The sequence below is a fragment of the Arcobacter acticola genome (assembly GCF_013177675.1).
Lineage (GTDB): Bacteria > Campylobacterota > Campylobacteria > Campylobacterales > Arcobacteraceae > Aliarcobacter > Aliarcobacter acticola.
On sequence record NZ_CP042652.1, the window covers coordinates 2,825,845 to 2,842,629 of the forward strand.

Genomic DNA, 16,785 nt, shown 5'->3' on the forward strand with positions numbered 1-16,785 from the left:
TTGATTTTTTACCTTTAATAAAACAAATACCATTCATTCAATATAATTCCAAATAAAAGAAATAGAAAAAACAATGGTTCTAATAATTGTAGAACCTAATTTCAAGGAAAATAATGAATTGTGAATATTTTGGTAAATGTGCTTCATGTACACTATATGATAAAAACTATGAAGAGCAACTAGACTTCAAAATACAAAGGGAAAAAGAAAGATTTTCAAACTTTACATCTATGGATTTTGACATTATAAAAAGTGAAGATAAAGCTTTTAGAAATCGTGCAGAGTTTAGAATTTGGTGGGAAAATGATGAAAATGGAAATCATACTATTTCATATGCTATGAATGATTTTAATAAAAATATATTAGAAATAGACTCATGTCAAATAGTAAGTCCTCATATTCAAGAAGTTATGCCAAAACTTTTAGAACTTATAAGTAAAGAAAAAGAGCTTGAAGACAAACTTTTCGCAGTTGAATTTCTAGGAAGCACAACAAATGACCTACTTGTAACTTTGATTTACCATAGAAAACTAGGTGAGGCATGGAATATTCTTGCAAAAGAGCTTGAAAGCAAAGTAAATATCAAAATCATAGGAAGAAGTAGAAAACAAAAACAAATCATAAGTGAAGATTTGATTTCAGAAAAACTAAATATAAACAACAAAGATTATAATTTTGAATATCAAGAAGGTGGATTTACTCAACCAAATACAAATGTAAATATTCATATGATTGAATGGGTTTTAAATAATATCCAAGACTCTTCAAAAGATTTATGCGAACTTTACTGTGGTGGTGGAAACTTTACAATACCACTTTCTACAAAGTTCAATAAAGTCCTAGCAACTGAAATCTCAAAAACCTCTATAAAATCAGCAAGAAGAAACTGTGAGTTAAACAATATCTCAAATATAGATTTTATTAGAATGAGTGCAGAAGAATTTGTACAAGGACTTCAAGGAGTACGAACTTTTGAAAGACTAAAAGATATAAATCTAAAAGATTATAACTTCGATACCATATTTATGGACCCTCCTAGAGCTGGACTTGATGATATCACAAGAGCACTGGCAAAAGATTTTGAGCAAATAATATATATATCATGTAATCCAGAAACACTACATAGAGATTTACATGAACTAGTAAAAACCCATGAAATAGTGAACTTCGCACTATTTGATCAGTTTGCCTATACAAATCATATAGAAAGTGGAATAATTCTAAAAAAGACTAGATAATTTAATCTAATTTTAAGAAATGGTATGTAATACTTTCAGTATAAAGATTAGGGACCAATGGGTTCCGAAGAGAAGAAAAACTTTCCTCTCTATGCTTGGGCCTTTGAAAAAAGAAGCAAGAAGGTTTTCGGAAGTGATTTAAAATCACAATGTCGTCATATATAAAAAGGATTTATTATGATTATCAATACAAATATCTCATCTCTTACTGCTCAAGAAGCATCAAAAAACACAAATAACACTCTTTCAAGTTCATTAGAAAAACTTTCTACTGGTCTTAAAATAAACAAAGCGTCTGATGATGCATCTGGTTTAGCAATTGCTGATAAACTAAGAACTCAAGTAACTTCTATTAATCAAGGTGTTGCAAATGGTAACTCAGCAGTTTCTTTACTTCAAATTGCTGATAAATCAATGGCTGAACAATCAACTATTCTTGATACTATTAAAGCTAAATTAATTCAAGCATCAACTGATACTACTTCTGCAGAAGGTAGAGAAGCTATCAAAAATGATGTTCAAAAATTATTAACTCAACTTGATAATATTGCAGAACAAACTAATTATAATGGTATGGATTTATTAAATGGAAATTCGTTTTCATTCCAAGTAGGAGAAGGGGCAACAGATACAATTGTTGCAAAACCATCATCTGCTTCAAATACAAGTAGTTTAGGTAGTGCTGCAAATAATTTAACTGCAACATTAGTTCATACAACAGGAGCTAACACGTCGACTGCTCAAGTAGACACTATAACATTTGGTGATGGTGGAGGGACATGGGCTGCTGGAGATACTGCATCAGTTCAAATTAAATCAGCAACATCTGATGAAACTTACACTTATTCATATACTGTAACTGCAGCAGATATTGCTGCTGATGGTACAACTGCTGTAGAAAACGCTGTAGGAACAGCAATGATTGCATTGATTAATGTAGATACTGCAAGTCATGGTATTACTGCTGGTGGTACAAGTCCTGCTGTTACTCTTACTGCGGGAACTGCGGATGTAAGATATGAAAATACTTCTTCAGTAGGAAAATCTCTTTCTGGTTTAACTTCAGCGAATCTAGCAAATGATACTTTAACTTCTGCTGTTGCAAAAGATTATCAAACAGTAGTTGATGGAGCTATTGATGGATTAAATAGTTTAAGATCTGAATTCGGTTCTACTCAAAACCAAGTTGAATCAGCTGTTAGAAACTTAATGACTCAGTCTACTAATTTAAGTGCCGCTGAATCTATTATTAGAGATGTTGATTATGCGGAAGAATCTGCAAACTTCAACAAACAAAACATTATTTCTCAAGCTGGTTCATATGCAATCAGTCAAGCAAATACTGTTCAACAAAATGTTTTAAAATTATTACAATAATAATTTTTACTAAAACACTTTTAAACCTAAGTCTTTTTGGCTTAGGTTTTTTTTTGTTTAAAATAAATTAAAAGTTAAAGTCGTTTTTAGTTAAAATAGCATTATCTTTAAAATAAGGTTATATATGCAAAACAACACAATCCCCCAAGACATTATAAAAATACAAAAAAAATTAGCTTTATTTGAGAAAGATTCAAGAAATTATAAAAAATATACAAAAATTCTTGCGAAGCATATAAAAACATATACTATGAAAAAAAGAGTTAATGCTCATATTAAGACTATTGAGAGTATTGAAAAGATATCTCAAGAAGAAAGTAAATAAAAATATTGCAATTTGTAATATAAATCTACCCTTCATAAAAAAACTGCTAGAATTCCCTCATAAAAAATAAGAAATAAAATCAACATAGGAAATATTATGGATGAGAATCAAAAAAAATCATTAGACTTAGCAATTAAACAAATAGATAAAACATTTGGTAAAGGTACTTTAATCAGACTTGGAGACAAAGTTGTTGTTCCAACTGAAACTATTAGTACAGGTTCTTTAGGACTTGATTTAGCACTTGGTGTTGGTGGTCTTCCAAAAGGAAGAGTTATTGAGATTTATGGACCTGAGTCATCTGGTAAAACTACATTAACATTACATGCAATAGCAGAGTGTCAAAAAGCTGGTGGTGTTTGTGCATTTATTGATGCGGAACATGCTTTAGATGTTGTATATGCAAAAAATTTAGGTGTTGATACTGATAATTTACTTGTTTCACAACCTGATTTTGGTGAGCAAGCTTTAGAAATACTTGAAACAGTTATTAGATCAGGTGCTGTTGATTTAGTAGTTATTGACTCGGTTGCTGCTCTTACTCCAAAAGTAGAGATTGATGGAGATATGGATGACCAACAAGTTGGTGTTCAAGCAAGACTTATGTCTAAGGCTCTTAGAAAAATCACTGGTTTACTAAATAAAATGAACTGTACGGTTATTTTCATTAATCAAATCAGAATGAAAATTGGAATGACAGGTTATGGAAGTCCAGAAACAACGACAGGTGGAAATGCCCTTAAATTTTACTCATCTGTAAGACTTGATATTAGAAGAATTGCTACACTTAAACAAGGTGAAAATTCAATTGGGAATAGAGTTAAAGTAAAAGTTGTAAAAAACAAGGTTGCTGCTCCATTTAAATTAGCTGAATTTGATATTATGTTTGGAGAAGGTATCTCAAAAACTGGTGAATTGGTTGATTATGGTGTTAAACTTGATATCGTTGATAAAGCTGGAGCTTGGTTCTCTTACGGTGATTCGAAAATTGGTCAAGGAAGAGAAAACTCAAAAGTGTTCTTAAAAGACAATCCAGAAATAGCAACTGAGATTGAAAGAAAAATTTTAGAGTCAATGGGAATTAACGATGCTTTAATTAGTAGCACTTCAGATGACCTTGAAGATGAATCAGAAATTGAAGAATAGAAAACTAAAATAATAATTTATTAACAAAAGGGAATTTTTATTCCCTTTTCTCTTAAAATAATCTACAAAAAACACTCTACAAAACCTACAAAAGCAAATAACAAATTTTTTTTAGCTATAATCATTAAAATTATGAATATAGGAGACTTAAGTGGTATTTATCGATAATGTATACGCTGATGAAGTATTAGATTCAAGAGGAAATCCAACTGTAAGAGCAACAGTTATTTTAAGTGATGGGACAAAAGGTAGTGCTATTGTACCAAGTGGTGCAAGTACTGGAAAAAGAGAAGCATTAGAACTAAGAGATGGTGATAATAGATTTTTAGGTAAAGGTGTTCTTAAAGCTGTTGAAAATGTTAATACAACAATTGCAAATGAACTAATTGGTTTAAGTCCATTCAATCAAGCTGAAATTGATGCAACAATGAAAGATATTGATGGAACTCACAACTATGCAAATCTTGGTGCAAATGCAGTATTAGGTGTTTCAATGGCTACTGCAAGGGCTGCTGCTGCTTCATTACAAATTCCATTATATAGATATTTAGGTGGAGCAAATGCAATGACTATGCCTGTACCTATGTTTAATATTATTAATGGTGGTGAGCATGCAAATAACTCTGTAGATTTTCAAGAATATATGATTATGCCTGTTGGTTTTGAAAACTTCAATGAAGGTTTAAGAGCAACTGCTGAAATCTATCAACACTTAAAAAAAGTTATTGATGCAATGGGTGAAAGTACAGCTGTTGGTGATGAGGGTGGATTTGCTCCAAATTTAAAATCAAACGAAGAACCAATTCAAGTTATTATGACTGCAATTGAAAAAGCAGGATATAAAGCTGGTGAGCAAGTTGCAATTGCACTTGATGTTGCTGCATCTGAACTTATTAATGAAAAAGGTTTATATGTACTTAAATCAGAAAACAGAGAATTAACTTCTGCTGAACTTGTAGCATATTATGCTGATTTATGTTCAAAATATCCAATCGTATCTATTGAAGATGGATTAAGTGAAGACGACTGGGATGGATGGAAAATATTAACTGATGTTCTTGGAGATAAAGTTCAATTAGTTGGAGATGATTTATTTGTTACTAATGCTTCTATTTTAAGTGAAGGTATTAAAAAAGGTATCGCAAACTCAATTTTAATTAAACCTAATCAAATTGGATCAGTAAGTGAAACTATGCAAACAATAAGACTTGCACAAAGAAATAACTACAACTGTGTAATGTCACATAGATCAGGTGAAAGTGAAGATGCGTTTATTGCTGATTTTGCTGTTGCTTTAAACTGTGGACAAATTAAAACAGGAAGTACAGCTAGAAGTGATAGAATCGCTAAGTATAATAGACTTCTTGAAATTGGTGCAGAAGTTGGTTATGCTGAATATTTAGGGTCAGAGCCTTTTAAAAAATAATAAGAGTAGATAAAACAATTGACTGCATATAAAAAATTCATATTAATAGTATTTATATCATTAATTATTACAATATTTTTCTCTTATCATGCAGTTAATGTTCTCTTTGGAGATAACTCTTTACAAGTTTATAATTCATTGAAATATAAAAAAGAGTATCTTGAGGGAGAAATTCTACGATTACAAAGAGAAAATGCTTATTTGCAAAAAGAGTATTTTGAATTAAAAAATTTGGAGCCAGAACAACAATGAAAACTTTATTCTTATTTACATTAACAATCATTCTATCAATAAATTTAAATGCAAGAGAAAATCCCTTTGCAGTTACAGATGCATACGAAGAAGCATCAGCTAAGATTTTTGAAATAAATGAAACTCCCAAGACATTAGAAGCTGCTCAAGAAGCTCAATACATCAAAGAAATGCAAGAAAAAATGTCAAAGGTAACAAGCCTAAATCCAGATGCAAATAAAAATAAAGTTGAAGAAGCTGTAAATAGAATTGCCCCTATTATAAAAGATACTCCTCCTGCATTGAAAACTTATTCAAAAAAAGAAGTTGACTCAATGATTCAAAAAACTAAATCTCAAACTGAGCAAAAAACTAAAGAAATAGTTAAAAAAGAATTATCAAAAACTCAAGCAGTAGAGCCTACGCAAGTGGTTTATGTAAAACCTAGACCTGATGTTATTGATGAAGATGAATTAATTAGCAAACAATTATTGTCATTTCTAAAAATAGAATTTAATGATAATAAATTAATCATTCATACAGATCATGAAGTTTCTAAAAAGTTTTCTATCATAAAAGAAAATAAAATTATTATTGACTATAAAGCAAAAATCAATTTTTTAACTAAAAAAGATGACATTGATTCAAGAAATTACAAAAAAATCACTATTGGTAATCACAAAAATGAAGGTTATTTCAGAGTTGCTATTGAATTAATTGACAAACCATCTAAATATGATGTTAAATATGAGAGTAACTTAATTACTATTTCTAAAATAAACTAAGCTGGTAATTATTCTTATAATTACCATAACTAGTAATACCTCTAAGATAGAAGCTAAAATAAACGCATAATAATACTCTTGGGTTATAGAGTGGTTATTATATGCGATTGTAGATACCGCAATCAATAAAGTTAATGGCATTGCGTGTGATAGGCCTAACATAAAGAACTTATTCCATCCCATCTCTTTTACAAATAATAGCGAAGCTAATAATCTAATCACAATCATTGCAAGTGTTATTAATAAAGCTTTATTTACTAAATCCCAATTAAGAATTGCTTCAATCTCAAGTGATGCCCCAACTGATATAAAAAATATAGGAACTAACCAACCAAAACCAAAATGCTCTAATTTATGCGGTAATTGTTTATTATGATCTTCAAAAAATGTAGTAATAAATATACCTGCGATAAATGCTCCAAAGGCTATTTCTAAATGCAGATACATCATAACTGTGATCATTAAGAAGAATATAGCCATAGAGATTCTTATATCTTGTTCTTGATGATCTTCATGTGGCATTAAATAGTTTTTAATTTCTGGAAACCACCAAATAAGATTATGAAACAATTTGTAAATTAAAATCATCGAAACCAAGAACAAAATAAATAAAGCCATTGTTTTATAAAAATCTATTCCTACTCCAAACTCTAATCCAGCAGAAACTGTAGTTAAAGCAAAGATAGATAATATCTCACCAATTAGTCCTACAATAAAAGCTATTTTAATCCATTCAGTATCACCATACTCTTTTTTAAGAGCTGCTAGAACTCCAATGGAGATAAGAGGTAGAATTACTATAAATATATATCCTAGTTCGAAATATAAGGTTATAAGAATAGAACAGCCAAATAAAACCACATTATATAAAAGAGATTTTTTCAGCATTGAAGGAGAAATAGACAGAAGTTTTTTCAAATCTATTTCAAGTCCTGCAAGGAACATTAAATATAAAAATCCAAGTTCAGCAACAAGGTGGAAAATAGGATGCTCAACAATAAAAGCTAAATACGCAGCTATTGCTCCCATCATAATTTCAACAGGAATAGTTGGTAGTTTTAAAAGCTTAGATACTAATGGAGAAGTAAATATTATTAGTGATATTGATATAATTATTAATATTTCTTCACTCATTAAATTTCCTACTTCTCGTCTGGCATTACATGAAAGTTTTTAGCTATTTTATAACCAAATGATTCAAGTGCTTCAACATCATCTTTAGGAGTTTTTCCAGCAGTTGTTAAATAATCACCAATAACAAAGGCATTAGCCCCTCTTTTGAATATTTCATATTGCTCATCACCAAACATTAACTCTCTTCCACCTGCAACCATTATTTTATGTGCATTTGGAATCATTTTTCTTGCTAAGGTAATTAAATCAAAAGCTTCTTCTCTACTTATAGTATTTTCAACTATTGGTAAAGCTGCATTTGGATGGAAAAAGTTTAAAGGAACATTCATAGGGTCAAGTGAATTTATAGCTTCAATCATTGAAATTCTATCTTCTTGCGTTTCACCCATTCCAAAAATTCCACCACAAACAAGTTTTAATCCAGCTTCTTTTACATTTAAACATGTTTGATATCTCTCATCCCAAGAGTGAGTTGTACAAATTGTTGGATAAAAGTCTCTTGATGTTTCTAAATTATGATTATAATTATCAACACCTGCTGCTTTTAATTCTTTTAATTGCTCAACAGTTGCAGTTCCATTACATGCAATTAATCTAAGACCTAAATCTGCTTTTTTAATAGCTCTTGCAGCTTCAGCAATAAACTTTGTTTTCTTTTCAGTTAAACCAAGTCCAGCAGTAACTAAACAAAATCCAACAGCACCATTTGCTCTTGCACTTCTAGCTTCTGTTAAAATTTGCTCAATACTTTTTAATGTATATCTTTGAATATCTGCTTTGTATCTTACACTTTGTGTACAGAATTTACAGTCTTCATTACAAGTACCACTTTCAACATTACAAATAGCACATAAAAATATTTCTTCATTATCGTTCATATATATATTCTTCTTTCTTGAAATTTTTTTCATTGATTTTTTTAAAGTAACGTGAGATTATATACTCATTTTCTTTAATCTCTAGTTGAACGCACTCTATGAAAGGCTTTTCTCTAGCACAGACTTCTCCTGGGTTTACGAAAAGTGTCTTATTTTTATAATCTTGCTCAAACATATGAGTATGTCCAAAAATCACCACATCGCTATCAGGGGTAAGATAATATGGTAGATGCATAAGTTTAAATTTTGTATCTTTTATTTGAAAATAATAGGGCTCTTGTTTTATATTATACTTAGAAGATAATTGAAGTAAATTTCTATCATTATTTCCAAATACTGAAACATATTTAAGTTTTGACTCTTCTAAAAGTTGTAGATTTTTTTCAATACATAAATCTCCAGCATGAACTAGATACTCACTATTAATCTCTTTTAAGAAGTCAATTACTTCTTTGGTATAGTCACTTTTTAGGTGACTATCCGATAAAATTCCAATCTTCATAATTATTTGTCAGCACTCTTTTTACTTGTAGGTTTTTTAGCTGTAGTTTTTTTTGCAGTTGTTTTCTTAGCTGTTGTAGTTTTCTTTGCAGGCGCTTTTTTTACACTTACTGTTGATGTTCTACCTTTTGATTTAGAATCATTTGCAATAATATCAAGGCATTCTTCTAAAGTTAAATCTTTAGCTTCTTTACCTTTTGGTATTTTGAAATTTTTTCTTCCTTGTTTTATATAAGCCCCATATTGACCTATTAAAATTTGAATCTTTTCTTTTTCAAATACTTTTATTGTAGCTTTTTCTTTTGCTTCATCTAACTCTTTGATTATCTCTAATGCTCTTGGTAATTCAACAGTATAAGGATCATCAGTTTTTAATGAATAATATTTCGTTTTTATTTGTAAATATGGTCCAAATCTTCCAATATTTGCTTTTATCTCTTCTCCACTTGAATCAAGTCCTACAACTCTTGGAAGTGTAAATAAGAACATTGCTTCTTCAAATGTTATTGTATCCATATTCAAGTTATCAGGAATTGCTACAAATTTTGGTTTTTCTTCATCATCTTTTGTACCAATTTGAATAAATGGACCAAATCTTCCAACTCTTGCACTTACAGGTTTTCCAGATTTTGGATCAATTCCAATTTCTCTTACTTGTAAATAATCTTCTTTATTAACACTTTCTTCTTTTTCATCAATAGTTTTTTTGAAATTACCATAGAATTCTTTCATCACTTCTTCCCAAGCGATTTTCCCTTCTGCTATTTCATCAAACTCTTCTTCGATTTTTGCTGTAAAGCCTAAATCTATAATATTAGAAAAGTGATCAACTAAAAAGCTATTTACAATTTCACCTGTTGGTGTTGGAATTAGTTTTTTATCTTCTGTTTTACTTACATATTCCCTTGCTTGAATTGTTGAAATTGTTGGAGCATAAGTTGAAGGACGACCTATTCCTTCACTTTCAAGTTTTTTAACCAGTGATGCTTCTGTATAACGAGCAGGTGGTTTTGTAAAGTTTTGTTCAGATTCTAAGTTTTCTAACTCTAAAATTGTTCCTACTTTAATATTTGGTAAGATTTTTTCTGTACTATCAAGTGCAGCTTCTGGATTATCACTACCTTCTGTATAAGCTCTCATAAATCCTGGGAAAATAATTCTTTGACCTTTTACTTGAAATTCAAACTCTTTATTTTTCCCTGCATCAATCTTATAAGTTGTATTAGCTATTTTTGCAACTGCCATTTGTGTTGCAAGTGTTCTTTTCCAAATTAAGCTATAAAGTTTATATTGAATATTTTCAACATAAGGTTTTATTTCACTTGGTTTTAAAGCTAAATTTACAGGCCTAATAGCTTCGTGAGCTTCTTGTGCACCCTTTGCTTTAGATTTGTAAAATCTTGGTTTACTTAAAGAATATTCTTTTCCATACTCTTCTTCAATAACAGCTTTTGCAGCACTTGTAGCAACTGTTGAAAGATTTAAGGAATCTGTTCTCATATAAGTAATTAAACCACCCGTATGATTTGGGATATTCCCAACATTTCCTTCATATAGTTGTTGAGCTACAATCATTGTTTGCTTAACTGAAAGTCCAAGTTTTCTACTTGCTTCTTGTTGAAGTGTTGATGTTGTAAATGGAGCTGCTGGATTTCTTGTGCTTTCTTTTTCTTCAATATCTGATAATTGATAGATACCTTGATTTAAAGAGTCTTCAATTTTTAATGCTTGTTCTTCATTTGTTACTTTTGAAGTTTTTCCATTAATTTTTGCAAGTTCAGCTTTTAATTCTGGATTTATAAAATCTGCTTTAATTCTCCAGTATTCTTCTGGAATAAACTCTCTAATTTCATTTTCTCTATCTACTATAATTCTAACAGCAACCGATTGAACACGACCAGCGCTTAAACCATATCTTACTTTTTTCCATAAAAGTGGAGATAATTCATATCCAACAGCACGGTCAAGTATTCTTCTAGCTTGTTGAGCATCAACTAAGTGTTGATCAACATCTCTAGGATTTGCTAATGCTTTTAAGATTGCATCTTTAGTGATTTCATGAAATACAATTCTTTTAATAGGGTTTTTCTCAATTTTTAACGCAGGAATAAGATGCCAAGCAATAGCTTCTCCCTCCCTATCCTCATCGGCCGCTAGGTAAATGGTAGTATCTTTTGTAATATGTTTTTTTAAATCACTTATTACTTTTTTCTTATCTGTTGATATTAAATATTTTGGTTTAAAATTATCTTCTGGATCAAATCCTAATTGAGATTTTGGTAAATCTCTTACGTGACCCATTGAGGCCATTACTACATAATCACTACCTAAAAATTTTGAGATTGTCTTCGCTTTTGCGGGGGACTCCACTATTACTAAATTCTTCACTAAAAAACCTTACATTATTTTGAAGTTTGCATTCTAACATAAATTGATTAATTTTACTTATAAATTATTATCTCTTCTTCTATATCTATATTAAACTGCTCTTTAACTTTACTTTTCACTTTTTCTATTAAATATACCGCATCTTCAAAAGTTCCATCACCATAATTTACTAAAAAATTTGCGTGTTGTTCTGAAAAGCTCATATCACCTTTTTTTATACCTTTTAATCCAACTTCCTGAATTAATCGACCTGCAAAATCACCTTTTGGGTTTTTAAAGCAAGAACCAGCACTTGGTACATGCGGTTGATTATCTCTCATTTTATTAAACTCTTTTAATTGTTCTTTACAAAAACCATGTTCTATATTAAAAACTACTTCATAAACAATATCATCTATTTTTGTTTCTCTATAAGAATAATTTATATCTTCTTTTTTTACATAACCATCTTTTGTTTTAATACTATGAATGTAATTAAACATTTCCCATGATTTTAAACCTGCATTCATTTTAACTAAACCACCTAAATTTCCTGGTAATTTAGCCAAAAACTCTAGATTTGCAATATCATTATTTCTAGTATATGTTAAAAGTTTACCCGATGTTGTTGCACATCCTACATAAAGTAAATTTTCTTCTTGCTTAATATAATCAAACTCTTCACCCAAAATAGCAAACTTTATATTTGTATTTGGAGATATTAGTAAATTATTTGCTCTACCAATTATTTGATAATCACTATAATCACCTATTTCATTTATTACAAGTACATCTAAAACTGGACCAATTTTTATTGAAGAGTATTTTTTGAAATCTATTGTTCTTATACTATTTTGCATTTATTATCTTGCTCTTAACTCTTCATATTCTGTAGGAATTAGAAAATCTTGCGATTTAATTAGATTTTCATAAAAACCATTTTTATAACCTAATTCATATAATTTATCTAAAGCTTTATATTGTAAATCACTCATTAAAACTGAATTATCATTTGCATATAAATCTAAATATTTATCTAAAGTTTGGGCATCTACTCTAATCAAACCTTTTTCAAGTAACATTGGAGCTAAAACTTTTCTATTTTTATTTGCAACTTCCACTGCTTTTATTAGCGTATTTTCATAATCAATTGCACTATGAATAGGAATTGATCGTCTTAAACACATTCCACCAAGTGGCAAGGGCAATCCACCACCACTTAATTCAACCCAAACATCCCACATTTCACGCTCTACTTCTAACTCTTGATCATAAGTTAAAATTGATTCATGTATTAAAACACCTGCATCAACAGTTCCATCAAGAACAGCTTTTTCAATATCTAAAAAATTCATATATGAAATTCTTGCATTTGGATATGCAATTTTAAATAAAAGAGCATTAGTTGTAAATTCACCACTAAGTGCTACTTTAAAATTTCTTTTTAATTTTGTTCCTTTTCTTTTTATAAGTTTAGGACCATATCCCTCACCAAAAGAAACTGCTGTTTTTAATAAGGCATAATCATCTTTGATAAAAGGATATAAAGCAAATGATATAGCACAAATGTCATACTCACCTTTTAATGTAGCTTGATTTAATGTTTCAATATCTGCTGCAATATTTTCAAATTTGGCATCTTTAGGAGTTAACCATCCAAATTTAATTGCATAATACATAAATATATCATCAGCATCAGGTGAGTGTGCAACACTAATATTTTTCAATTTTATTCCTTTATTTTTCGTAAGTGATTGTAACAAGTTATGGTTTATTTTATGGTTATAGTATTTTTAGTTTTATAAATTATATTCATATTTGAGTTTTTTCACAATTTCAAATACTGAACTTGCATAATTAAGTCCTGTAGTACTTTTATATTTCCAACCAGTATTATAACTAGCCCAAACTTTTATCCAATTGTCTTTATGAACATTTCTCCAATAATCTATTTCAACTATTGCATTAGCAGTTGAAAAACCTGCATCATATACAAGTTTTTTTGCAAAATAATTTCTATTATAAATATTATCTTGAACTTTTTGTCTTCTAATTACACTTTTAATATTTGCTTGAAATAATCCATAATCTTTACTAACATTGTTTATTAATTGTTTTCCCACAGATGATTCTTTTATAGCAATTGCCATCAATGTATATTTCATAAAATTGTCATTTGTTAGTGATTTGATTTTTTTTAGAATTATTATATCCGTATTAGTAAGACCTAAAGAATTACTATAACAAAGGTTAACAATCAGTAAAAAAAGAATTATTATTTTTTTCATAAGGTAAGTTTACAATAATTCTAATCATTTTTACAAATGATTAGAATATAAATTTACTAAAATCCTGCGTTAGATACGTAAAAAGTGATTATATTTAATAATGGATCTATTAAAAATATAGAGATTAATGTTAAAAATACTGCAAATCCAACTGCTGATTTCATTGGCAATGAACCATTCTCCATAAATTTAGTTTTTGATCCCTCTTCTGGATCTCTTAAGAACATATAAGAAATTGGTCTTAAATAATAGTATGCAGCAATTACTGAGTTTAGTACAATAATTATTGCCAATGCAATTTGACCAGCATTTACAGCACTTGCTACTAAATACATTTTACCCCAAAATAGTGCAAAAGGAGGAAGTCCAGTAAGTGCAAATAAGAACATCGCTAAAATAGATGCTGTAAATGGTGAAATTTTTGCAAGTCCTGAGAACTTTCTAAAAGCATAAGGAGAACTGTAATCATTGTACTCTTTACCTCTATTCATCCATAACATACCAAATGCTCCAAAATTTGTTATTGTAAATAAAATCCAATATAAAAATAAAGCACTTGTTGCTTGTTGAGTTCCTATTACAATTGCAGCCATTGCCATACCTGCATTTGAAATTGAAGAGTATGCAAGCATTCTTTTTATATCTTTTTGTTGTAATGCAATCAAATTTGGAACTGTAATTGTTAAGATAACAGTTACATAAAGCATTGTTTGAATAATAGGATCATTTGCATGTATAAATATTTCAAAGAATCTAAGAGCTACAACAAATCCTGCCATTTTAGGAACAACTGATAAAAATCCTGCCATTGCTGAAGTTGAACCTTGGTAAACATCTGGTACCCAAACATGATAAGGAAATAAAGATAATTTAAACCCAATAGCAGCAAACATAAACACGAATCCAACTAATACTAAAACATAATTAGCATAATTTTCATGTGATAAGAATCCTTCTTGAGTTAATACCTGTGCAATTTGTGCAAGTTCAAGTGAACCTGTAATTCCATAAAATATCATAGAACCAAATACAAAGAATGCAGCTGCTAAAGCTCCCATTGTAAAATACTTAACTGCAGCTTCAATAGAAACCATTCTATTATGCATTGCAATCATTGTATATAAAGCTAAAGATGCAGTTTCAAGTCCAACAAAGATTAAGATTAAAGAATCACTACTTACCATAAACTGGAATCCTGCAACTGCAAATAAATACAGAGCAAAATATTCAGCATATCTAAAATCTTGGAATCTTAATTTTGATAAACCTAAAAGAATAAATAAAATTGAACCACCAATAATAATACATTGAGATAAGATTGCAATTCCATCAAGTAACATCAAATCAAATACACCTCTTTCATCACCGCTAAATGCTAAAAGTGTAAATAAGTCAAATATTAGAAATAGTACAACTAAAATTACATATAAAGATTTATGTTTATCTTTATTAAATAGGTCTGTTAATAAAATACTTAATGCACCTATAATTGCAATAACCATCGGTGCCAATGTTCCCAAGTTTAGAGTATCTAAACTTATATTAATAGGCTCTAGCATTATTTAACCTCCCCAATAGAGTTTAAAGCTCTTAATTTTTCTTTTGTATCTTCATTTACAGCTTTTATTTCCATAACTTTTGTAAGTTGCGTAACTGATGTATTTAATGGATCTAAAATTACTTTTGGATAAATACCTAAAGCAACAATTAAAACTACTAATGAACCTAAAGCAAAAAGTTCTCTTCCATGAATATCTTTCATATCTTTATTTTCTTGTTTAACTAGTTTTCCAAAGAACGTTCTTTTATACATAGCTAACATATAAACAACACTTAAAACTATTGTTAGTGAAGCTATAAATGTTAAAATAGGTGAATATTTAAAGAATCCTAATAAAGATAAAAACTCACCAATAAACCCAATAGTAAGAGGAAGTCCAACAGATGCAAATAACACAACTGCATAAACAAGTGCAAACATTGGCATATTTTGAGCTAATCCACCAAACTCTTTTATCATCTTTGTTTTACGTCTATCATATAAAACTCCAACACTCATAAACAGTGCTCCTGAAACAATACCATGTCCAATCATCAAATAAACAGCACCTGAAATTCCTTCAACGTTTAATGCAAATACTCCAAGAGTAATAACACCCATATGAGAAATTGATGAATATGCAATCATTTGTTTCATATCTTCTTGAGCATAAGCAACCATTGCCGTATAAATAATTGCTATTAGTCCAAGTGTAGCCATAAATCCTACAAAGAAAACAGATGCATCAGGGAATAATGGAAGAGAAAATCTTATAAATCCATAAGTTTCCATTTTTAGTAATACTGCTGCTAAAATTATAGATCCAATTGTTGGAGCTTGTGAGTGAGCTAATGGTAGCCATGTGTGAAATGGAAACATCGGTACTTTTACAGCAAACCCAAAGAAGAATGCAATAAATAGCCATAGTTGCAAATCAAAAGGAAGAACAACGTTATACCAATCAAGTAAAGAGAAACTCCATACACCTGTTGTTTCATGGTAAATATATCCAAAATATAATATACCAATAAGCATAATTAATGAACCTGTAAATGTATACAAGAAGAATTTAATTGCTGCATAAAATCTTTTTTCTGCTCCCCAAAATCCAATAATATAAAACATAGGAATAAGTGTTAATTCCCAGAAAATATAAAACATTATAAGATCTAAAGAAGCAAAAACTCCAACCATTGTCATTTCTAAATAAAGCATTGTAATAATTAAGTTTTTTACATCTTTTGTTTCAGTAAGACCAATTAAAGCGATCATAGTCATAAATGTAATCATTATTATTAAGAATAAAGAAACACCATCAACTCCAACTATATAATGAATACCATAAGAGTCTATAAGAGGTAACATTTGAACAAATTGCATACCAGTAGCATTTGTATCAAAGTAATACCATAATAAAAGAGATAATACAAACTCAACAACAGTAACAACTACTCCATACTGTCTCATAGAATCTTTTTCTATTAGAAAACCAACAGTAGCTGCAGCTGCTGGGAAAAATATCAGCATTGATAAAATATTTTCCATTTAC

16 protein-coding genes are annotated in these 16,785 nt (G+C 29.5%); 7 read left to right on the plus strand and 9 right to left on the minus strand.

Features of this window, described 5'->3' with window-relative positions:
• Positions 1 to 113 precede the first annotated feature (113 nt).
• The 7 genes from trmA (at position 114) to AACT_RS14470 (ending at position 6,528) form a co-directional block, all read left to right on the plus strand.
• Positions 114 to 1,238 (plus strand): tRNA (uridine(54)-C5)-methyltransferase TrmA, encoded by a 1,125-nt coding sequence (gene trmA / locus AACT_RS14440; protein WP_172128056.1) that lies wholly within the window; start codon positions 114 to 116, stop codon positions 1,236 to 1,238.
• A gap of 177 nt (positions 1,239 to 1,415) precedes the next feature.
• Positions 1,416 to 2,615: a flagellin N-terminal helical domain-containing protein gene (locus AACT_RS14445; RefSeq protein ID WP_172128058.1), complete on the plus strand. Its 1,200-nt coding sequence runs from the start codon at positions 1,416 to 1,418 to the stop codon at positions 2,613 to 2,615.
• A gap of 124 nt (positions 2,616 to 2,739) precedes the next feature.
• Positions 2,740 to 2,940 (plus strand): hypothetical protein, encoded by a 201-nt coding sequence (locus tag AACT_RS14450; protein ID WP_172128060.1) that lies wholly within the window; start codon positions 2,740 to 2,742, stop codon positions 2,938 to 2,940.
• A gap of 96 nt (positions 2,941 to 3,036) precedes the next feature.
• On the plus strand, positions 3,037 to 4,086 hold the full coding sequence (gene recA, locus AACT_RS14455; RefSeq protein WP_172128062.1) for a recombinase RecA: 1,050 nt from the start codon (positions 3,037 to 3,039) through the stop codon (positions 4,084 to 4,086).
• A 151-nt stretch (positions 4,087 to 4,237) separates the two neighbouring features.
• The gene (gene eno / locus AACT_RS14460) at positions 4,238 to 5,512 is read left to right on the plus strand and encodes a phosphopyruvate hydratase (RefSeq protein WP_172128064.1); all 1,275 of its coding nucleotides are present in this window, start codon (positions 4,238 to 4,240) and stop codon (positions 5,510 to 5,512) included.
• An 18-nt stretch (positions 5,513 to 5,530) separates the two neighbouring features.
• The gene (locus tag AACT_RS14465) at positions 5,531 to 5,764 is read left to right on the plus strand and encodes an FtsB family cell division protein (protein WP_228720499.1); all 234 of its coding nucleotides are present in this window, start codon (positions 5,531 to 5,533) and stop codon (positions 5,762 to 5,764) included.
• A complete protein-coding gene (locus tag AACT_RS14470; protein ID WP_172128066.1) occupies positions 5,761 to 6,528 on the plus strand; it encodes an AMIN domain-containing protein in 768 nt (255 codons plus the stop codon). The genes AACT_RS14465 and AACT_RS14470 overlap by 4 nt, the downstream gene beginning before the upstream one ends.
• Here the strand turns inward: AACT_RS14470 and AACT_RS14475 are convergent.
• The 9 genes from AACT_RS14475 to AACT_RS14515 form a co-directional block, all read right to left on the minus strand.
• The gene (locus tag AACT_RS14475; protein ID WP_172128068.1) at positions 6,502 to 7,662 is read right to left on the minus strand and encodes a cation:proton antiporter; all 1,161 of its coding nucleotides are present in this window, start codon (positions 7,660 to 7,662) and stop codon (positions 6,502 to 6,504) included. The two genes, AACT_RS14470 and AACT_RS14475, sit on opposite strands and share 27 nt — an antisense overlap.
• 8 nt (positions 7,663 to 7,670) lie before the next feature.
• Entirely contained in the window at positions 7,671 to 8,540 is an 870-nt protein-coding gene (locus AACT_RS14480) for a biotin synthase (protein ID WP_172128070.1), read from the minus strand.
• Positions 8,530 to 9,042, minus strand: a complete 513-nt coding sequence (locus AACT_RS14485; RefSeq protein WP_172128072.1) for a YfcE family phosphodiesterase — start codon at positions 9,040 to 9,042, stop codon at positions 8,530 to 8,532. The genes AACT_RS14480 and AACT_RS14485 overlap by 11 nt, the downstream gene beginning before the upstream one ends.
• A 2-nt stretch (positions 9,043 to 9,044) precedes the next feature.
• Positions 9,045 to 11,429 (minus strand): type I DNA topoisomerase, encoded by a 2,385-nt coding sequence (gene topA / locus AACT_RS14490; RefSeq protein WP_172128074.1) that lies wholly within the window; start codon positions 11,427 to 11,429, stop codon positions 9,045 to 9,047.
• 53 nt (positions 11,430 to 11,482) lie between these two features.
• A complete protein-coding gene (locus AACT_RS14495; RefSeq protein WP_172128076.1) occupies positions 11,483 to 12,268 on the minus strand; it encodes a UDP-N-acetylmuramate dehydrogenase in 786 nt (261 codons plus the stop codon).
• 3 nt (positions 12,269 to 12,271) lie between these two features.
• Entirely contained in the window at positions 12,272 to 13,135 is an 864-nt protein-coding gene (locus AACT_RS14500) for a menaquinone biosynthesis family protein (protein WP_172128078.1), read from the minus strand.
• A gap of 72 nt (positions 13,136 to 13,207) precedes the next feature.
• Positions 13,208 to 13,696, minus strand: a complete 489-nt coding sequence (locus AACT_RS14505; protein WP_172128080.1) for a transglycosylase SLT domain-containing protein — start codon at positions 13,694 to 13,696, stop codon at positions 13,208 to 13,210.
• Positions 13,697 to 13,752: 56 nt separating this feature from the next.
• Entirely contained in the window at positions 13,753 to 15,255 is a 1,503-nt protein-coding gene (gene nuoN / locus AACT_RS14510; protein WP_172128082.1) for an NADH-quinone oxidoreductase subunit NuoN, read from the minus strand.
• Positions 15,255 to 16,781 (minus strand): NADH-quinone oxidoreductase subunit M, encoded by a 1,527-nt coding sequence (locus AACT_RS14515; protein WP_172128084.1) that lies wholly within the window; start codon positions 16,779 to 16,781, stop codon positions 15,255 to 15,257. Before AACT_RS14515 ends, nuoN begins: the two co-directional genes overlap by 1 nt.
• Positions 16,782 to 16,785 lie beyond the last annotated feature (4 nt).

Coding starts and splice junctions, on each gene's coding strand:
- trmA (WP_172128056.1), top strand. CDS start 114: ATGAATTGTGAATATTTTGGTAAATGTGCTTCATGTACACTATATGAT.
- AACT_RS14470 (WP_172128066.1), top strand. CDS start 5,761: ATGAAAACTTTATTCTTATTTACATTAACAATCATTCTATCAATAAAT.
- AACT_RS14480 (WP_172128070.1), bottom strand. CDS start 8,540: ATGAACGATAATGAAGAAATATTTTTATGTGCTATTTGTAATGTTGAA.
- nuoN (WP_172128082.1), bottom strand. CDS start 15,255: ATGCTAGAGCCTATTAATATAAGTTTAGATACTCTAAACTTGGGAACA.
- AACT_RS14445 (WP_172128058.1), top strand. CDS start 1,416: ATGATTATCAATACAAATATCTCATCTCTTACTGCTCAAGAAGCATCA.
- AACT_RS14495 (WP_172128076.1), bottom strand. CDS start 12,268: ATGCAAAATAGTATAAGAACAATAGATTTCAAAAAATACTCTTCAATA.
- recA (WP_172128062.1), top strand. CDS start 3,037: ATGGATGAGAATCAAAAAAAATCATTAGACTTAGCAATTAAACAAATA.
- AACT_RS14515 (WP_172128084.1), bottom strand. CDS start 16,781: ATGGAAAATATTTTATCAATGCTGATATTTTTCCCAGCAGCTGCAGCT.
- AACT_RS14450 (WP_172128060.1), top strand. CDS start 2,740: ATGCAAAACAACACAATCCCCCAAGACATTATAAAAATACAAAAAAAA.
- AACT_RS14505 (WP_172128080.1), bottom strand. CDS start 13,696: ATGAAAAAAATAATAATTCTTTTTTTACTGATTGTTAACCTTTGTTAT.
- AACT_RS14475 (WP_172128068.1), bottom strand. CDS start 7,662: ATGAGTGAAGAAATATTAATAATTATATCAATATCACTAATAATATTT.
- AACT_RS14485 (WP_172128072.1), bottom strand. CDS start 9,042: ATGAAGATTGGAATTTTATCGGATAGTCACCTAAAAAGTGACTATACC.